The organism is Burkholderia catarinensis, assembly GCF_001883705.2.
GTDB lineage: Bacteria > Pseudomonadota > Gammaproteobacteria > Burkholderiales > Burkholderiaceae > Burkholderia > Burkholderia catarinensis.
Map to the genome: position 1 here is coordinate 1 of NZ_MDEQ02000018.1, position 16,256 is coordinate 16,256.

General features: G+C 67.8%; 17 protein-coding genes. 14 read left to right on the plus strand and 3 right to left on the minus strand.

Translation table 11 applies throughout. The annotated features are described in order from the left end of the window. The 14 genes from BFF94_RS25895 to ureG all read left to right on the plus strand — a co-directional run. The coding region (locus BFF94_RS25895; RefSeq protein WP_219140014.1) for a transporter substrate-binding protein at positions 1-453 on the plus strand (453 nt) is incomplete at its 5' end. 142 nt (positions 454-595) lie between these two features. After that, a complete protein-coding gene (urtB, locus tag BFF94_RS25900; protein WP_219140015.1) occupies positions 596-2,215 on the plus strand; it encodes an urea ABC transporter permease subunit UrtB in 1,620 nt (539 codons plus the stop codon). Between the two features lies 1 nt (position 2,216). Next, positions 2,217-3,404, plus strand: a complete 1,188-nt coding sequence (gene urtC, locus BFF94_RS25905; RefSeq protein ID WP_128843116.1) for an urea ABC transporter permease subunit UrtC — start codon at positions 2,217-2,219, stop codon at positions 3,402-3,404. Continuing rightward, the gene (gene urtD / locus BFF94_RS25910; protein WP_128843115.1) at positions 3,401-4,258 is read left to right on the plus strand and encodes an urea ABC transporter ATP-binding protein UrtD; all 858 of its coding nucleotides are present in this window, start codon (positions 3,401-3,403) and stop codon (positions 4,256-4,258) included. Before urtC ends, urtD begins: the two co-directional genes overlap by 4 nt. Positions 4,259-4,262: 4 nt before the next feature. Then, the gene (gene urtE, locus BFF94_RS25915) at positions 4,263-4,955 is read left to right on the plus strand and encodes an urea ABC transporter ATP-binding subunit UrtE (RefSeq protein WP_128843117.1); all 693 of its coding nucleotides are present in this window, start codon (positions 4,263-4,265) and stop codon (positions 4,953-4,955) included. Between the two features lie 484 nt (positions 4,956-5,439). Further along, positions 5,440-6,171 (plus strand): type IV toxin-antitoxin system AbiEi family antitoxin domain-containing protein, encoded by a 732-nt coding sequence (locus tag BFF94_RS25920; protein WP_128843114.1) that lies wholly within the window; start codon positions 5,440-5,442, stop codon positions 6,169-6,171. Continuing rightward, entirely contained in the window at positions 6,171-7,163 is a 993-nt protein-coding gene (locus BFF94_RS25925; RefSeq protein ID WP_128843113.1) for a nucleotidyl transferase AbiEii/AbiGii toxin family protein, read from the plus strand. The genes BFF94_RS25920 and BFF94_RS25925 overlap by 1 nt, the downstream gene beginning before the upstream one ends. Before the next feature lie 247 nt (positions 7,164-7,410). Beyond that, positions 7,411-8,286: an urease accessory protein UreD gene (locus BFF94_RS25930; RefSeq protein ID WP_128843112.1), complete on the plus strand. Its 876-nt coding sequence runs from the start codon at positions 7,411-7,413 to the stop codon at positions 8,284-8,286. A 236-nt stretch (positions 8,287-8,522) separates the two neighbouring features. Then, positions 8,523-8,825: an urease subunit gamma gene (locus BFF94_RS25935; protein WP_128843111.1), complete on the plus strand. Its 303-nt coding sequence runs from the start codon at positions 8,523-8,525 to the stop codon at positions 8,823-8,825. An 8-nt stretch (positions 8,826-8,833) separates the two neighbouring features. After that, positions 8,834-9,139, plus strand: coding sequence for an urease subunit beta (locus BFF94_RS25940; protein WP_128843110.1), 306 nt, complete (start codon positions 8,834-8,836; stop codon positions 9,137-9,139). A 40-nt stretch (positions 9,140-9,179) separates the two neighbouring features. Next, positions 9,180-10,886, plus strand: coding sequence for an urease subunit alpha (gene ureC, locus BFF94_RS25945; protein ID WP_128843109.1), 1,707 nt, complete (start codon positions 9,180-9,182; stop codon positions 10,884-10,886). A gap of 18 nt (positions 10,887-10,904) precedes the next feature. Continuing rightward, complete coding sequence (gene ureE / locus BFF94_RS25950) at positions 10,905-11,528, plus strand: urease accessory protein UreE (RefSeq protein ID WP_219140016.1); 624 nt, start codon at positions 10,905-10,907, stop codon at positions 11,526-11,528. Beyond that, a complete protein-coding gene (locus BFF94_RS25955; RefSeq protein ID WP_219140017.1) occupies positions 11,515-12,195 on the plus strand; it encodes an urease accessory protein UreF in 681 nt (226 codons plus the stop codon). The genes ureE and BFF94_RS25955 overlap by 14 nt, the downstream gene beginning before the upstream one ends. A gap of 17 nt (positions 12,196-12,212) precedes the next feature. After that, positions 12,213-12,860 carry an urease accessory protein UreG gene (gene ureG / locus BFF94_RS25960; RefSeq protein ID WP_128843107.1) on the plus strand — a complete coding sequence of 216 codons (648 nt, stop codon included), beginning with the start codon at positions 12,213-12,215 and terminating at the stop codon, positions 12,858-12,860. Between the two features lie 64 nt (positions 12,861-12,924). On the opposite strand, the gene waaA is transcribed toward ureG, so the two are convergent. Genes waaA through waaC form a run of 3 tightly spaced genes read right to left on the minus strand, consistent with a single transcriptional unit; the run spans position 12,925 to position 16,222 of the window. Then, complete coding sequence (waaA, locus tag BFF94_RS25965; protein WP_219140018.1) at positions 12,925-14,280, minus strand: lipid IV(A) 3-deoxy-D-manno-octulosonic acid transferase; 1,356 nt, start codon at positions 14,278-14,280, stop codon at positions 12,925-12,927. 37 nt (positions 14,281-14,317) lie between these two features. Further along, on the minus strand, positions 14,318-15,202 hold the full coding sequence (gene kdoO / locus BFF94_RS25970; protein ID WP_219140019.1) for a Kdo hydroxylase KdoO: 885 nt from the start codon (positions 15,200-15,202) through the stop codon (positions 14,318-14,320). Positions 15,203-15,226: 24 nt separating this feature from the next. Then, complete coding sequence (gene waaC / locus BFF94_RS25975) at positions 15,227-16,222, minus strand: lipopolysaccharide heptosyltransferase I (RefSeq protein WP_219140020.1); 996 nt, start codon at positions 16,220-16,222, stop codon at positions 15,227-15,229. Positions 16,223-16,256 lie beyond the last annotated feature (34 nt).

Here is a 16,256-nt window from a genome sequence, read left to right on the forward strand (position 1 = left end):
GCGTGGAATTACTTCATGTCGGTGAAGAACCCGACGAACACGAAATTCAAGGACCAGTTCGCCGCGTGGGTGAAGGCGAACAACCTGCCGGGCGGCGCGAAGCGCGTGACCAACGACCCGATGGAAGCGACCTACGTGGGCATCCATATGTGGAAGCAAGCGGTCGAGAAAGCGAAGAGCACCGACGTCGACAAGGTGCGCGTCGCGATGATCGGCCAGACCGTCGCCGCGCCGTCGGGCTTCACGCTCTCGATGGACGGCAACCATCACCTGCACAAGCCGGTGATGATCGGCGAGATCCGCGGCGACGGGCAATTCAACGTCGTATGGAAGACAAAGACCGCGGTGCGCGCGCAACCGTGGAGCCCGTTCATCGCAGGCAACCAGAGCAAGCCGGACATCGTCACGTCGATCCCGGCCTTCCTGCGCCGGCAGCGCGCGGTGCTCGCCTGACGCGATGCGGGGCGTCGCGCACCGGCGCGATGCTCCGCTTGCCTGCAGGTGCGGATGCGGCGGGCGCGATTGCCATGAAGCACCGCAATCGCCAACGCATTGCCGCATGAATTCGCTTCCCCACGCCCGACAGGATTTCCCGATGCCTACACGCTTTCGCCGAGCCGCCGTCGCGATCGTCGCGTGCGCCGCCCTCGCGGGCGGGCTGCCGCGCGCCGCGTTCGCGCTGACGGCCGCCGATACCGCCGCGCTCGCCGGCGACGACTTCGACGCGAAGACGGCCGCGGTCGACCGGCTCGCTGGCGACGCCGATCCGCGCGCCGTCGCAGTACTCAACGCACTGTCGAGCGGCGACGCGCTCGCGACCGGCGACGGCCGCCTGCTGATCCAGGCCGGCGACACCGCGCACGACGCGCTCACGCAGGCCGCGACGCCGGCCGGCGACGCGCAGCCCGTGATGCTGAACAACCTGCTGCGCACGAAGATCTCGGGCGCCCTGTCGGGCCTCGCGCTCGCGTCGCCCGACGTCGCCGCGCGGCGCGACGCGATCGATGCGCTGCTGAAATCGCCCGACCCGGCGCTCAAGCCGATGATCGACCGCGCCCGCGCGAAGGAAACCGATCCCGCGTTGAAGCGCCGCCTCGATGCACTGTGGGCAATCGCCGCGCTGCACGACGCCGATCCGGCGAAGCGCCTCGAAGCCGTGCAGGTAGTAGCCGCACGCCACGATCTCGACATGATCGAGCAGATGCGCCCGCTCGTCGCGAAGAACGCCGACGGCAGCTACGCGGAGCCCGATGCGCGCGTGCGCGACGCCGCGCAGCAGGGGCTCGACGCATTGCATGCGTTGCAGCGCCGCGGCGAGATCGTCGGCACGCTGTTCGCGGGCCTGTCGCTCGGCAGCGTGCTGCTGCTCGCCGCACTCGGCCTCGCGATCACGTACGGACTGATCGGCGTGATCAACATGGCGCACGGCGAATTCCTGATGATCGGTGCGTACGCAACCTATGTCGTGCAGACGCTGATCCAGCGCTACGCACCCGGCGCATTCGACTGGTATCCGCTCGTTGCCGTACCGGTGTCGTTCGCGACGGCCGCGCTCGTCGGCATCGTGCTCGAACGGCTCGTGCTGCGGCACCTGTACGGCCGACCGCTCGAGACGCTGCTCGCGACGTTCGGCGTGAGCCTGATCCTGATCCAGGCGACGCGCATGCTGTTCGGCGCGCAGAACGTGCAGGTCGTGAACCCGTCGTGGATGAGCGGTGGCATGACCGTGATGCAGAACCTGATCCTGCCGTACAACCGGCTCGCGATCCTCGCGTTCGCGCTCGCGGTGGTATTCGTCGCGTGGGCCGTGCTGACGAAGACGCGGCTCGGCCTGTTCGTGCGCGCGGTCACGCAGAACCGCCGGATGGCCGCGTGCGTCGGCGTGAAAACCGCACGCGTCGACGCGTATGCGTTCGCGTTCGGCGCGGGCATCGCGGGCCTCGGCGGTTGCGCGCTGTCGCAGATCGGCAACGTGGGCCCCGATCTCGGCCAGAACTACATCATCGATTCGTTCATGGCGGTCGTGCTCGGCGGCGTCGGGCAGATCGCCGGCACCGTGCTCGGCGGCTTCGGGCTCGGCCTCGCAAGCAAGGCGATCGAGCCGTTCTGGGGCGCCGTGCTCGCGAAGATCGCGGTGCTCGTAATGATCGTGCTGTTCATCCAGAAACGCCCGCAAGGCATGTTCGCCCCGAAGGGCCGCAGCGCGGAGGCTTGACGTGACTTCATTCACCCATCCGCTGCCGAACCCGGTCGCCGACGCGCCGAAGCCCCCTGCCGCCGCACCCGCGGAGGAAAGCTTCGCGCTCGGCCTGCCGCCGCGCCCCGCGCTGCTGCCGCGCCGCGCGTGGCTCGCGCTTATCGCGCTGTGCATCGCGATCGGCATCGGCGTGCCGCTCGCCGCGCTCGTCGCGCCCGAATCGAGCGCGTTCCACCTGTCCGCGTACGCGATGACGCTCGCCGGCAAGCTGATGTGCTATGCGATCGCCGCGCTTGCGCTCGATCTCGTCTGGGGCTACTGCGGGATCCTGAGCCTCGGCCACGGCCTGTTCTTCGCGCTCGGCGGCTATGCGATCGGCATGTACCTGATGCGCGAGATCGGCCACGACGGCAAGTACGGCAGCGACCTGCCCGACTTCATGGTGTTCCTCGACTGGCACCAGTTGCCGTGGTACTGGAGCGGCACGCAGCACCTCGCATGGGCGCTCGCGCTCGTCGTGCTCGTGCCGGCCGTGCTCGCATGGGTGTTCGGCTTCTTCACGTTCCGCTCGCGCGTGAAGGGCGTGTACCTGTCGATCATCACGCAGGCGCTGACGTTCGCCGCGATGCTGCTGTTCTATCGCAACGAGACCGGCTTCGGCGGCAACAACGGCTTCACCGACTTCAAGCGCATCGCGGGCCTGTCCATCACGTCGCCCGGCACGCGCACGGTGCTGTTGCTGCTGACGTTCGCGACGCTCGTGCTCGCGTTCGTCGCCGCGCGCGCGATCGTCACGAGCAAGCTCGGGCGCGTCGTCACCGCGGTGCGCGACGGCGAGACGCGGCTGATGTTCCTCGGCTACAGCCCGCTCGCATACAAGCTGTTCGTGTGGACCGTGTCGGCCGTGCTGTGCGGCATCGCGGGCGCGTTGTACGTACCGCAGGTCGGCATCATCAACCCCGGCGAGATGTCGCCCGGCAACTCGATCGAGATGGCGATCTGGGTCGCGGTGGGCGGGCGCGGCACGCTGATCGGGCCGATCATCGGCGCGTTCGCGGTGAACGGCGCGAAGAGCTTCTTCACCGCCTACTTCGCCGAATACTGGCTGTTCTTCCTCGGCCTGATCTTCGTGCTCGTGCCGCTCCTGCTGCCGCGCGGGATCATGGGCCTCGTCGAAATCGTGCTCGCGAAGGGGAAACGCGCATGAACGGAACGGCCCTCTATCAATTCACGCCGCCGCCCGAGGACGAATTGCTGGCCGTCAGCGGCACCGCCTCGATGGGCCGCGTCGTGCCGCCCGGCATCGACACGTCGCACGGCACGATCCTGTACCTCGAGGATATCGAGGTGAGCTTCGACGGCTTTCGCGCGCTGAACAAGCTGTCGCTCGAGATCGACGCAGGCGAGCTGCGCTGCGTGATCGGCCCGAACGGCGCGGGCAAGACGACGATGATGGACGTGATCACCGGCAAGACGCGTCCCGATGCGGGCAAGGTGTTTCTCGGCCAGACCATCGACCTCACGCGGATGAACGAACCGGAAATCGCGCGCACGGGCATCGGCCGCAAGTTCCAGAAGCCGACCGTGTTCGAACAGCACCCGGTGTGGGAAAACCTCGAACTCGCGATGCAGACCGACAAGGGCTGGCTCGCGTCGCTGCGCGCGCGGCTCGGCCGCGCGGCGCAGGCGAAGATCGAGGAGACGCTCGCGCTGACCGGCCTCGAAAGCCACGCATTCCGCACGGCCGGCGAACTGTCGCACGGGCAGAAGCAGCGGCTCGAGATCGGCATGCTGCTGATGCAGCGCCCCGCGCTGCTGTTGCTCGACGAGCCGGCGGCCGGGATGACCGACCACGAGACGATGGAACTCGCCGAGTTGCTGAACACGCTGCGCGGCACCTGCTCGATGATGGTCGTCGAGCACGACATGGAATTCGTCGCGGCGCTCGCGGGCGACACGGGCCGCGTGACGGTGATGGCCGAAGGCGCGGTGCTCGCGCAAGGCACGCTCGACCAGGTCAAGCGCGACGACGCGGTGATCGAGTCTTATCTTGGACGATGATGCGATGCTGAAGATCGATGCACTGAACCAGTACTACGGCGGCAGCCATATCCTGCGCAACGTGAGCCTCGCCGCCGACGACGGCAAGCTCACCGTGCTGCTCGGCCGCAACGGCGTCGGCAAGAGCACATTGCTGCGCTGCCTGATGGGCGTCGTCGCCGCGAAAAGCGGCAGCGTGTCTTGGCGCGGCACGGCGCTCGGCGCAATGCCGCCGTATGCGCGCGTCGCGGCCGGGCTCGCGTACGTGCCGCAGGGCCGCGACATCTTTCCGCGGCTGACCGTCGAGGAGAACCTGCTCGTCGGCGCGGCGAGCCGGAAAGCACCGTCGAAGGTGCCCGAGCGCATCTACGACCTGTTCCCGGTGCTGAAGGACATGCGCGCGCGCCGCGGCGGCGACCTGTCGGGCGGCCAGCAACAGCAGCTCGCGATCGGCCGCGCGTTGATGAGCGAGCCGCAGTTGCTGATTCTCGACGAGCCGACCGAGGGCATCCAGCCGTCGATCATCCAGGACATCGGCCGCACGCTGCGCCAGCTCGTCGACGAATCGAAGATGACGGTGCTGCTCGTCGAACAGTATTACGATTTCGCGCGCTCGATCGCGGACCGCTACTGGGTGATGAGCCGCGGCGAGATCGTCGCGGGCGGCGACGCGCGGGACATGGAAACGAACGGCGTGCGCGAGCTGATCGCAGTGTGATGCGCGCCTGAATGGCCAAATTGCCGTGAATGACCTGCGCGCCTGCGGCAGGGATGGTTCGGAGGGTGCTTGAGGTCAGCCGGATGCGGCTACTTTGCCGCCGGCGCAGGTCATTCACACGAACGCTGTCATATTCCGGCGCGCCGCCTCCCCCCATGGCAAGAGGCGACGCGGAGTTGGCACTGCGACAGACTGTGCGCTCCCGTTGCCGGCGCCCAAGTCGCTTCCGACCGCCACGATCCATGCGTTAATTATTCGCATATTATCAAATAAAGCGGCTATTTCTCGCATACAGTCAACGCGTTGCCCCCGTAATGGGTTCTGTCATCCCGATACGCCGCCATCTCGCCAGGCGCACGTGAGCCAGTGTCCTGGGCGGGCGGCTCAAGGTGCAGCGCGATTGGGCACAATAGCGTTAAAAAATTGCAGATAATCAAATGATCTCTATATATACTGCAATCAGACAATGCCCTAGTCACCCTCGATGAGCAACAAAACAGTCCAGCGGTTGATGCAGGAGACCCTGCGCGGCTACCCCATCGATTCCGAAATGCTTCGGAACATGGGTGTCAGCGCGGCCCTGGCGTCGCACATGGTCAAGTCCGGCTGGCTGCAGCGCCTTTCAAAGGGCATCTACCTGCTGACCGGTGACACGCCCTCGCGAGACGGCATCATCGCGTATCTAGGCCGACGCGTCCCCGGCATCCACGTCGGCGGCAAAACAGCCCTCGCCTGGCAAGGTGTGCGCCACAACATCGCGTTCAAGGAGAAGGTCGTTCTATGGGGCCCGCGACCGTATCGCATTCCCTCATGGGTAGCGGAGCACATGCACTACACGTACCAGACCACTGCGTTGTTCGACGAATCGTTGCCCTACTCGTTCGGACTGACACAGCTTCCCGCCGGGGGGCCTGACGTACTGGTGTCCGTTCCGGAGCGAGCCATATTGGAACTTGCAAGCGACATCGGAAAGGGACAGTCGATGGAGGAAACGACCAATCTAGTGATCGGATTGCGCAACCTGCGCGCCAAAACGCTGGACGTGCTTCTACACCACTGTACGAGCGTGAAGGTCGTCCGGCTGGTGCGAGATCTTGGACAGGGCGCGGATTTTCCATGGGCACGAGACCTTCAGAAGCATGTCAACCGTCTCGGCGAAGGCACGCGATGGTCGAACAAGATGAAGAACGGCAAGCGACTCACACTCAAACCGTGATGAACCAGACCTACGTAGACACCGTCCGGCTGATGCTCGCGATTGCACCGATCGTCTTCGACACGCCGTGCTTCGCGATGAAAGGCGGTACCGCGCTAAACCTGTTCCTGCATGACATGCCGCGTCTTTCGGTCGATATCGATGTCGTGGTCATCGATCGAAGCCTGAACCGCGAAGAAGCGCTCGAAGCGATCGACAAAGAGCTGGATCGAACCCGGAAGCAAATCGAGGCCGAGGGACATGCGACGGAGTTCTCGGCCGCCTCCTCATCCGGGAAAGCGAAGGGCGACGATGTGAAGCTCGTGGTCATTTCCGACGCGACCGCGGTCAAGGTCGAAGTCAACTACATCTTCCGAGGCACATTGCTTGCCCCCGTCCAGCGCTCCCTTACGAAGCAGGCCGAGGACACGTTCAGCACCAGCATCGAAGTCCCGACGCTTCATGAAGCCGAGCTCTACGGCAGCAAGCTGGTGGCCGCATTGGACCGCCAGCATCCGCGCGATCTTTTCGACGTGATGCATATGTACTCGCTCCATGGGTTGCGCCCGGATATCGTGGATGCGTTCGTGGGCTACCTGTCCGGGCATAACAGGCCAATTCACGAGGTGCTCTTTGGACCGAAGCATTCGATGGCAGAGGCCTATGACGCCGATTTCGTCGGCATGACAGCCGAACCCATCGACCTGGCAACGCTCGAAGAAACGCAAAAGCGGCTCCATCGGGAACTGCCGGCATCGCTCACGGAAAACCATCGTCAATTCCTGATATCGCTGGTCCGGGCCGAGCCCGACTGGTCCTTGATGCCATACACGCATCTGCACGAGTTGCCGGCCCTGAGATGGAAGCTCATCAACCTCGAGAATCTCAAGAAGAAAAAACCGGAGGTGTTCGCACAGCAGGAGTCGGCGCTCCGCGAGAACTTCGCCAGGCTGGACAAGGAACATGCGCCAGCTGGCACGGTGACCGACACCACGCCACGCAGCCCAGCGTAAGCGCGTCAACGACGTGGCGCCGTTTCTGCTCCGCTCCGTCCAGCGTGCGAGTCGCGGGCTCGCGGCCGGCACCGCAATTTGGCGGGCCCCGGACACTTCCAAGCCCCGTCGAAGGAACCGCCCAGGCCGGTGACGCCGCGGATCCGCGGCTCGCCCGAACCCGGCGCTGTCAACGCAGACGGCATCTGCATTATTGTTCCGGTAGCATCCACGTTCCTCGCGCCCGTATCCCGTTCCCCGTCCGCCGATGTCCGCCCCCGATTCCCACGCCCCGCTGTCCCGCCCCGCCGTCGCCAAGTCGTGGCGCGGCCGCCTCGAACTCGGCTTCGAGCGGCACGGCGCGCGCACGACGCTCGTACACCGGCTGCACGACGGCCCGCTGCGCGTGCAGCGGCCGCTGTACCCGGAAGGCGACGCGATCTGCCACGCGGTGATCGTCCACCCGCCGGGCGGCGTCGCGGGCGGCGACCGGCTCGACATCGACATCGCGCTCGGCGACGGCACGCATGCGGTGCTGACGACGCCCGGTGCGACCAAGTGGTACAAATCGAACGGCCTCGATGCGACGCAGCACATCGGCATCGCGGTCGGCCGCGACGCGAAGCTCGACTGGCTGCCGCAGAACAACCTGTTCTTCGACGCGGCGCACGCGTCGCTCGACTTCACCATGACGCTCGGTGCAGGCGCGAGCGCGATCGGCTGGGACACGACGCAACTCGGCCGGCAGGCGGCCGGCGAAACCTGGTCGGCGGGCCGCATCGCGTCGACGTCGGCGCTCGTCGATGCCGACGGCCGGCCGCTGTGGGTCGAGCGCGCGCTGCTCGACGCGCACGATCCGTTGCGCGGCGCGCTGCAGGGTCTCGCAGGCTTTCCCGCCTACGGCACGCTGTGGGCCGCCGGCGCCGCGTGCGACGCCGCGCTCGCCGAATCGCTCGCCGCGCGGATGCCGTTCGACGACACGCTGCGCGCAGGCGCGACCTGCGTGACGCCGGGCGTCGTGCTCATACGCGCGCTGTCGACGTCGATGGAAGCGCTGCAGCGCCACTTCACCGACTGCTGGCTGCATCTGCGGCCGATCGTGCACGGCGTCGACGCACGACCGCTGCGCCTCTGGCAAACCTGAGCGCAATCGGCCGACGCACCGTTTCGGCGCAGCGCCGCGACCAGCGTTGCACACCGTTCATGCATCGCGCACCACGAACGCGCATCGCGCCCCTTGCGACGGACATGGCACACGCCTTGCTCCTTACATAACCGATACACGACGCACGCAAAACAGCGCGGTGCTACGATGACCCGCGCACTCGTCCGGCTGCGTGCGCACCGATAAATATTACGTTTTACTGAACGCTTGCCTTCATGAAACTGACTCCCCGAGAAAAGGACAAGCTGCTGATCTTCACGGCGGCGCTGCTGGCCGAACGCCGTCGCTCGCGCGGCCTGAAGCTCAACTATCCGGAGGCGGTCGCCTTCATCACCGCCGCGCTGATGGAAGCCGCGCGCGACGGCAAGACGGTTGCCGAAGTGATGCATTACGGCACGACGCTGCTCACGCGCGACGACGTGATGGACGGCGTGCCGGAGATGATTCCCGACATCCAGGTCGAGGCGACCTTCCCCGACGGCACGAAGCTCGTGACCGTCCACCACCCGATTCCGTGAGGCAACGCATGATCCCCGGCGAAATCCTCACCGACGACGGCGAGCACGAACTGAACGTGGGCCGCGAAACGCTGACGCTCGTCGTCGCGAACACCGGCGACCGCCCGGTGCAGGTCGGCTCGCATTACCACTTCTTCGAAGTCAACGACGCACTGTCGTTCGACCGCGCGGCCGCGCGCGGCTTCCGGCTCAACATCGCGGCCGGCACGGCCGTGCGCTTCGAGCCGGGCCAGACGCGCACCGTCGAGCTGGTCGCGCTGGCGGGCGATCGCGCCGTCTACGGTTTTCAGGGCAAGGTGATGGGGCCGCTCTGAGCACCCGCCCCGCTCTTCAGGTCTCCAGGAACAACACGTCATGACACTACGCTTGAGCCGCCGCGCGTACGCGGAAATGTTCGGGCCGACGACGGGCGACCGCGTCAGGCTCGCCGATACCGAACTGCTGATCGAGATCGAACGCGACTTCACGACCTACGGCGAGGAAGTGAAATTCGGCGGCGGGAAAGTGATCCGCGACGGGATGGGCCAGTCGCAGCGCGTGGCCGCCGACGTGCCCGACACGGTCATCACGAACGCGGTGATTCTCGATCACTGGGGCATCGTGAAGGCCGACATCGCGATCAAGCACGGCCGCATCGCGGCGATCGGCAAGGCCGGCAACCCGGATATCCAACCGGGCGTGACGATCGCGATCGGCGCGGCCACCGAAGTGATCGCCGGCGAAGGGCTGATCGTGACGGCGGGCGGCATCGACACGCACATCCACTTCATCAGCCCGCAGCAGATCGACGAGGCGCTCGCATCGGGCGTCACGACGATGCTCGGCGGCGGCACCGGGCCGGCCACCGGCACCAACGCGACGACCTGCACGCCGGGCCCGTGGCACATGGAGCGGATGCTGCAGGCCGCCGACGGCTGGCCGATCAACCTCGGCTTCCTCGGCAAGGGCAACGCGAGCCTGCCGGAACCGCTCGTCGAGCAGATCGCGGCCGGCGCGATCGGGCTGAAGCTGCACGAGGACTGGGGCACGACGCCCGCCGCGATCGACAACTGCCTGTCGGTTGCGGACGACACCGACACGCAGGTCGCGATCCACACCGACACGCTGAACGAAGGCGGCTTCGTCGAATCGACGGTCGCCGCGTTCAAGGGCCGCACGATCCACACGTACCACACCGAAGGCGCGGGCGGCGGCCATGCGCCCGATATCCTGAAGGTGTGCGGCGAGGCGAACGTGCTGCCGTCGTCGACCAACCCGACGCGCCCGTACACGATCAACACGCTCGACGAGCATCTCGACATGCTGATGGTGTGCCATCACCTCGATCCGTCGATCGCCGAGGATCTCGCGTTCGCCGAATCGCGGATCCGCCGCGAGACGATCGCGGCCGAGGACATCCTGCACGATCTCGGCGCGCTGTCGATGCTGTCGTCCGATTCGCAGGCGATGGGCCGCGTCGGCGAAGTGATCATCCGCACGTGGCAGACCGCGCACAAGATGAAGGTGCAGCGCGGCGCGCTGCCGGAAGACGGCACGCGCAACGACAACTTCCGCGCGAAACGCTACGTCGCGAAGTACACGATCAACCCGGCGATCACGCACGGGATCTCGCACGAAGTCGGCTCGATCGAACCCGGCAAGTGGGCCGACCTCGTGCTGTGGGAGCCCGCGTTCTTCGGGATCAAGCCGTCGATGATCCTGAAGGGCGGGATGATCGCGGTCGCGCAGATGGGCGACCCGAACGCGTCGATCCCGACGCCGCAGCCGGTCCACTATCGCGAGATGTTCGCGACGCGCGGCGGCGCGCTCGCGCGCACGTCGCTGACCTTCGTGTCGCAGATGGCGGCCGATGCGGGCATCGCGGAACGCTACGGCCTCGCGAAGCGGATCGTGCCCGTGCGCAACTGCCGCAACGTGACGAAGGCCGACATGATCCACAACGCGTGGCGCCCGTCGATCAGCGTCGACCCCGAAACCTACGACGTGATCGCCGACGGCCAGTTGCTCACCTGCGAGCCGGCGACGGTGCTGCCGATGGCGCAGCGCTATTTCCTGTTCTGATTTCCGGTTCCCAGTTTCATGCGCACTCTCGACAAACGCATTGCCCCGAACGTGAAACTCGCCGCGTCGCTCGTCGCGCGCGCGCCGACGCTCACGCTCGCCTATGACGCCCGCTGCAAGAGCCGCCTCGCGGCGACGCTCGACACCGGCGAGGACGTCGCGGTCCTGCTGCCGCGCGGCACCGTGCTGCGCGACGGCGACGTGCTGGTCGCCGACGACGGTGCGCTCGTGCGCATTACCGCGGCGCCCGAGACCGTGCTGTATGTGCGCGCGGCCGATCCGCTCACGCTGATGCGCGCCGCGTACCACCTCGGCAACCGTCACACGCCGGTCGAGATCGGCGACGGCTACCTGAAGCTCGAGGCCGATCCGGTGCTCGCGGACATGCTGCGCCGGCTCGGCACGCAGGTCGAAGAGGCGCGCGCGCCGTTCCAGCCGGAAGCCGGTGCATACGGCGGTGGCCACAAGCACGGGCACGACGCGACGTTCGCCGAGGACTACGCGCTCGCGCAGCAGGTGTTCGGCGAACACCACGGGCACTCGCATTCGCACGACCACGACCACGACCACGATCACGATCACGATCACGATCACCAGCATGGTCCCGGATGCACGCACGGCCACGGCCATGACCACCACTGAACTCGTCGCGCTGCTGCACCTCGCGTCGCCGGCGCTGCCGATCGGCGCGTACAGCTATTCGCAGGGCCTCGAAGCCGCGCTCGACGCGAACCTGATCCGCGACGCCGATTCCGCGCGCGACTGGATCGCGAGCGGCCTGACCGACGTGCTCGCGCACGGCGAGCTGCCGTTTCTCGCACACCAGCTCGCGCGCTGGCAGGCGCACGACGCGCGCGCCCTCGCCGCCGAAAACGCGTGGTTCGTCGCGAGCCGCGAATCGGCGGAACTGCGCCGCGAGACCGAACAGATGGGCTGGTCGCTCGCGCAACTCTGCGCGTCGCTCGAATGGGGCGATGCCGCGCGCCGCGCGACGCTTGCCGCGATGTCGCCGGTCGCGCTGCCGACCGCGTTCGCCTACGCGGCCGCCGCGCACGACGCCGGCGCCGACGCGACGCTCGCCGCGTACGCATTCGGCTGGGTCGAGAACCAGACGTCCGCCGCGCTGAAAGCCGTGCCGCTCGGCCAGCTCGCCGGGCAACGCATCATCGTCGCGCTGCGCGGTGCGATCGACGCGGCCGTGCGCCGCGCGCTCGCGACGCCGCCCGACGCCGTCAACACGTTCGCGCCGCAGCTCGGCATCCTGTCCGCGCGGCACGAAACCCAGTACTCGCGGTTGTTCCGCTCCTGAACACAACGCTACCCGCCATGAACGCACCTGCTCCCTCCCCCGCCCGCCGCACGAAGAAACTGCCGCCGCTGCGCGTCGGCATCGGCGGCCCCGTCGGCTCCGGCAAGACCACGCTGCTCGAAATGCTGTGCAAGGCGATGCGCGACAAGTACGACCTCGTCGCGATCACGAACGACATCTACACGAAGGAGGACCAGCGGCTGCTGACGGTCGCGGGCGCGTTGCCCGAGGAACGCATCATGGGCGTCGAGACGGGCGGCTGCCCGCACACGGCAATCCGCGAGGATGCGTCGATCAACCTCGAGGCCGTCGACCGGATGCTGTCGCGCTTTCCGGACGCCGACATCGTGTTCATCGAATCGGGCGGCGACAATCTCGCGGCGACCTTCAGCCCCGAGCTGTCGGACCTGACGATCTACGTGATCGATGTCGCCGGCGGCGAGAAGATTCCGCGCAAGGGCGGCCCCGGCATCACGAAGTCCGACCTGCTCGTGATCAACAAGACCGATCTCGCGCCGCTGGTCGGTGCGAACCTCGACGTGATGGCGTCCGACACGCGGAAGATGCGCGGCGAACGGCCTTACGTGATGACGAACCTGAAGGCGCTCGACGGCGTCGCGGACGTGATCGCGTTCATCGAGAAGCAGGGTTTGCTGACGGTCTGAGCGGCGCAGCGGCGGGCGGCGCAATGCCGCCCCGCGTGCCCGGACGGCATTGCGCCGCCTTCGTCTATTCGTCGGAAGTGTCCTGCGCGTCCCGCACCACATGCCCGCCGCGTTCGGCGGGCGGCAACAGCGCCGCGAGCACGTCGACCGTGCGCGCGGTCGCGCCGCGGTGGCGCGACGCGAAGGCCGCACCGGCCGCGCCCATCGCGATGCGCCGCGCGTTGTCGGCGAACAGCGCGTCGAGCACGTGCGCGAGATCGAGCGGATCCTCGACCTGCATCGCGGCACCGGCCGCGACCGCGTCGGCGGTCGCCTGCGTGAAGTTGAACATGTGCGGCCCGATCAGCACCGGCACGCCGACCGCGCACGCTTCGATCAGGTTCTGTCCGCCGAGCGGCAGCAGGCTGCCGCCGATGAACGCGATGTCGGCGGCCGAGTAATACGCACCGAGTTCGCCCATCGAATCGCCGAGCAGCACCGTCACATCGCCCGGCAGCGGTTCGGCAGCCGGCCGGCCGGCCGCGAGCGCGGCCGGGTCGGCCGCCCATACCGAGCGTCGCGCGCACTTGAGCCCGCTGCGCTCGACGAGCGCCTCGACCTCGGCGAAACGCTGCGGATGACGCGGCACGAGCACCAGCAGCGCATCGGGCGTACGCATCGCCGCGAACGCCTGCAGCACCAGCGCCTCCTCGTTCTCGCGCGTGCTGGCGGCGACCCACACGGGCCGCGCGCCGATCGCCTCGCGCCACGCGTGGCCGCGCGCCGCGAGTTCCGGCGGCGTCGTCATGTCGAACTTCAGGTTGCCGAGCACCGTCACGTTGCGCGCGCCGAGCGAGGTCAGCCGCTCCGCATCGGCCGGGCTCTGCGCGAGCACGCGCGAGAAACCGCCGAACACGTCGCGCGTCGCCGTGCCGAACTTCGCCGCGCGCCGGAACGAACGCGCGGACATCCGCGCATTGGTCAGCACGAGCGGCACGTCCGCGCGACGGCACTCGTCGATCAGTGTCGGCCACACCTCGGTTTCCATCACGAGGCCGAGCGTCGGCCGCCAGGCGCGCAGGAAGCGCCGCACCGTGCCCGGCATGTCGTACGGCAGGTAGCAGCGCAGCACGCGATCGCCGAAGATCTGCTCGCCGGTCGCGCGGCCGCTCGGCGTCATGTGCGTGAGCAGGATGCGCGCATCGGGGCGCGCGTGCATCAGCGCGTCGATCAGCGGCTGCGCCGCGCGCGTCTCGCCGACCGATACCGCATGCACCCAGATCAGCGGCGCGCGGTCATCGCGCGAGCGGCCCGCCACGTGGCCGAAGCGTTCGCCGATGTGCTCGCGATAGCCGCGCTCCTTGCGAGAGCGCACGTAGAGCCGGATGACCGCAGCAGGCGCGACGAGCCACCACAGTGCGCGATAGATCGCCCTCAGCATGCCGCGGCCCTCGTGTTGCTTCGAAGCAGGAGCGCGCTCAAACCAGCGCCCTGCCCTTCAGGCGTTCGAGAATGCCGAGCGGCGCGCACTCGCGGCGGACCATCGCGTCGACCGGCAGGAAGAAGGTCTGCTCGAGCATGAACTGGCCCGACATCACAGCGTGCGAAGTCTGATCCGAGAAACATATCCACACGCAGCCCGGCGGAAACGGCATCGTCTCCTGCGGGCTCGTCTTCTGGTAGTCGAGATCGGCCTTCATGCTGTCGTGCAGGTTCAGCATCAGGTGGTCGTACGCGCTGCGCGGCGACTTCGTCACGTGCAGCAGGTTCAGCAGCCACGCGGCGCCCGGCAACTGCGGCTTGATGCGCGGCAGGAAGCGCTTCGCGACGTCCTCGAACGGCTCGCCGACGCGCCACACGCGCGGCACGCCGGCCGGGTTCACGTTCGTGAACACGCGCAGGATGCGCTCGCCGTAGTTCGGCCGCGACGGGAACGCGTCGACGTGCAGCCGGCTGTCGTCCTTGCGCCACGACGTCTGGCGCGTCTCGACCTGCATCAGCCGCAGGCTCGTCGGCGCGACGCGCAGCTTGCCGCGGTATTCGGGAAAGAGGCCGTCGACGAGCGTGCCGGCCTGCTGCTGGAAGCGCGCGACGAGCGCGCGCACGGCCGACTGCGTGACGCTGTCGCCGAGCACGCCGGCGAGCGCGCCGCCGTTCGGCGCGAGGCTGATGTTCTTGCGGTTCGGATCGGCGAGCGCCGGATCGAGCAGCGCTTCCTCGCCGCCTTCGATCGCGAAGCGCAGATGCGGGAAATACAGCACCTTGCCCTCCTCGACCGCGGCCAGCAACTGCTCTCGCGGCGCCGACAGGTTGTGTCCGCTCCAGTCGGCGGACGGGACTTCGATGATCTGGGATTCGCTCATGATCGGTTCGCGTATGTGACAGCGTTACAGGAGACCGAAGCCCGCGAGCGCCGACTTCACCTGCGCGATCGACGGGGGTTGCCCCGCCGTGCCGAGATTGACGACGTTCGGCGACCAGTAGCCGCCGGTCCGCCAGGCCGTCGAGAAATTGTACAGTTCGACCGTCGGACGCTTCAGCGCGGCCGCGATGTGAACCAGACCTGTATCAACCCCGACCGTCGCGGCCGCGCCGTCGATCAGCCCGACCACGGCCGGCAGCGACAGCTTCGGCGGCACGATCGCGGCCGCGCCGAACTCCTTCGCGAGCCGCTCGCTGGTCGCGCGCTCGGCATCGTTGCCCCACGGCAGCACGAGCGACGCGCCGCGCCGCACGAGCGCCTGGCCGAGCTCGATCCATGCGGCGTCCGGCCACTGCTTGTCGGCGCGCGACGTCGCATGGACGAACACCACGTACGGCACCGGCAGGTTCAGGCCGAGCGCGGCCACCGCGAGCGCCGCCGCGCGCGTATCGAGGCCGAAGTCGACCGGATCGGCCGGCGTCGGCGCCGGGTCGTCCAGCGCGGCCGCGACGAGTTGCCGCGACCGCTCGACGACATGCGTGCGCGGCGCGATCGGCACGCGCTTGCGGTAGAAGAAGCGCACGGGCCATTCGTAGCCGGCGCCGTCGGTACGGTTGCCGAGCCCGACGAGCGGACCGCGCGCCCAGCTTGCGACCCAGGCCGTCTTGATGAGGCCCTGGCAGTCGATCACGAGGTCGTACTGCTCGGCCGCGAGGCGCCGGCGGAATGCACGGATCTCGCGCCACGTGGCGCCCGCGAACGGCTTCTTGCGCCAGCGGCGCAGCGAGAACGGCAGCACGTCGCGCACGCCCTCGACGAGCCGTACGAGGTCGACGAAGCTTTCCTCGACGAGCCAGTCGATCTGCGCATCGGGGTGGCGGCGCCGGATATCGGCGATCACCGGCATGTTGTGCACGACGTCGCCCAGCGACGACACGCGCACGATCAGGATCTTTTGCACGCTGAAAAAACGCCGGCTGGCAGCCGGCGACAGA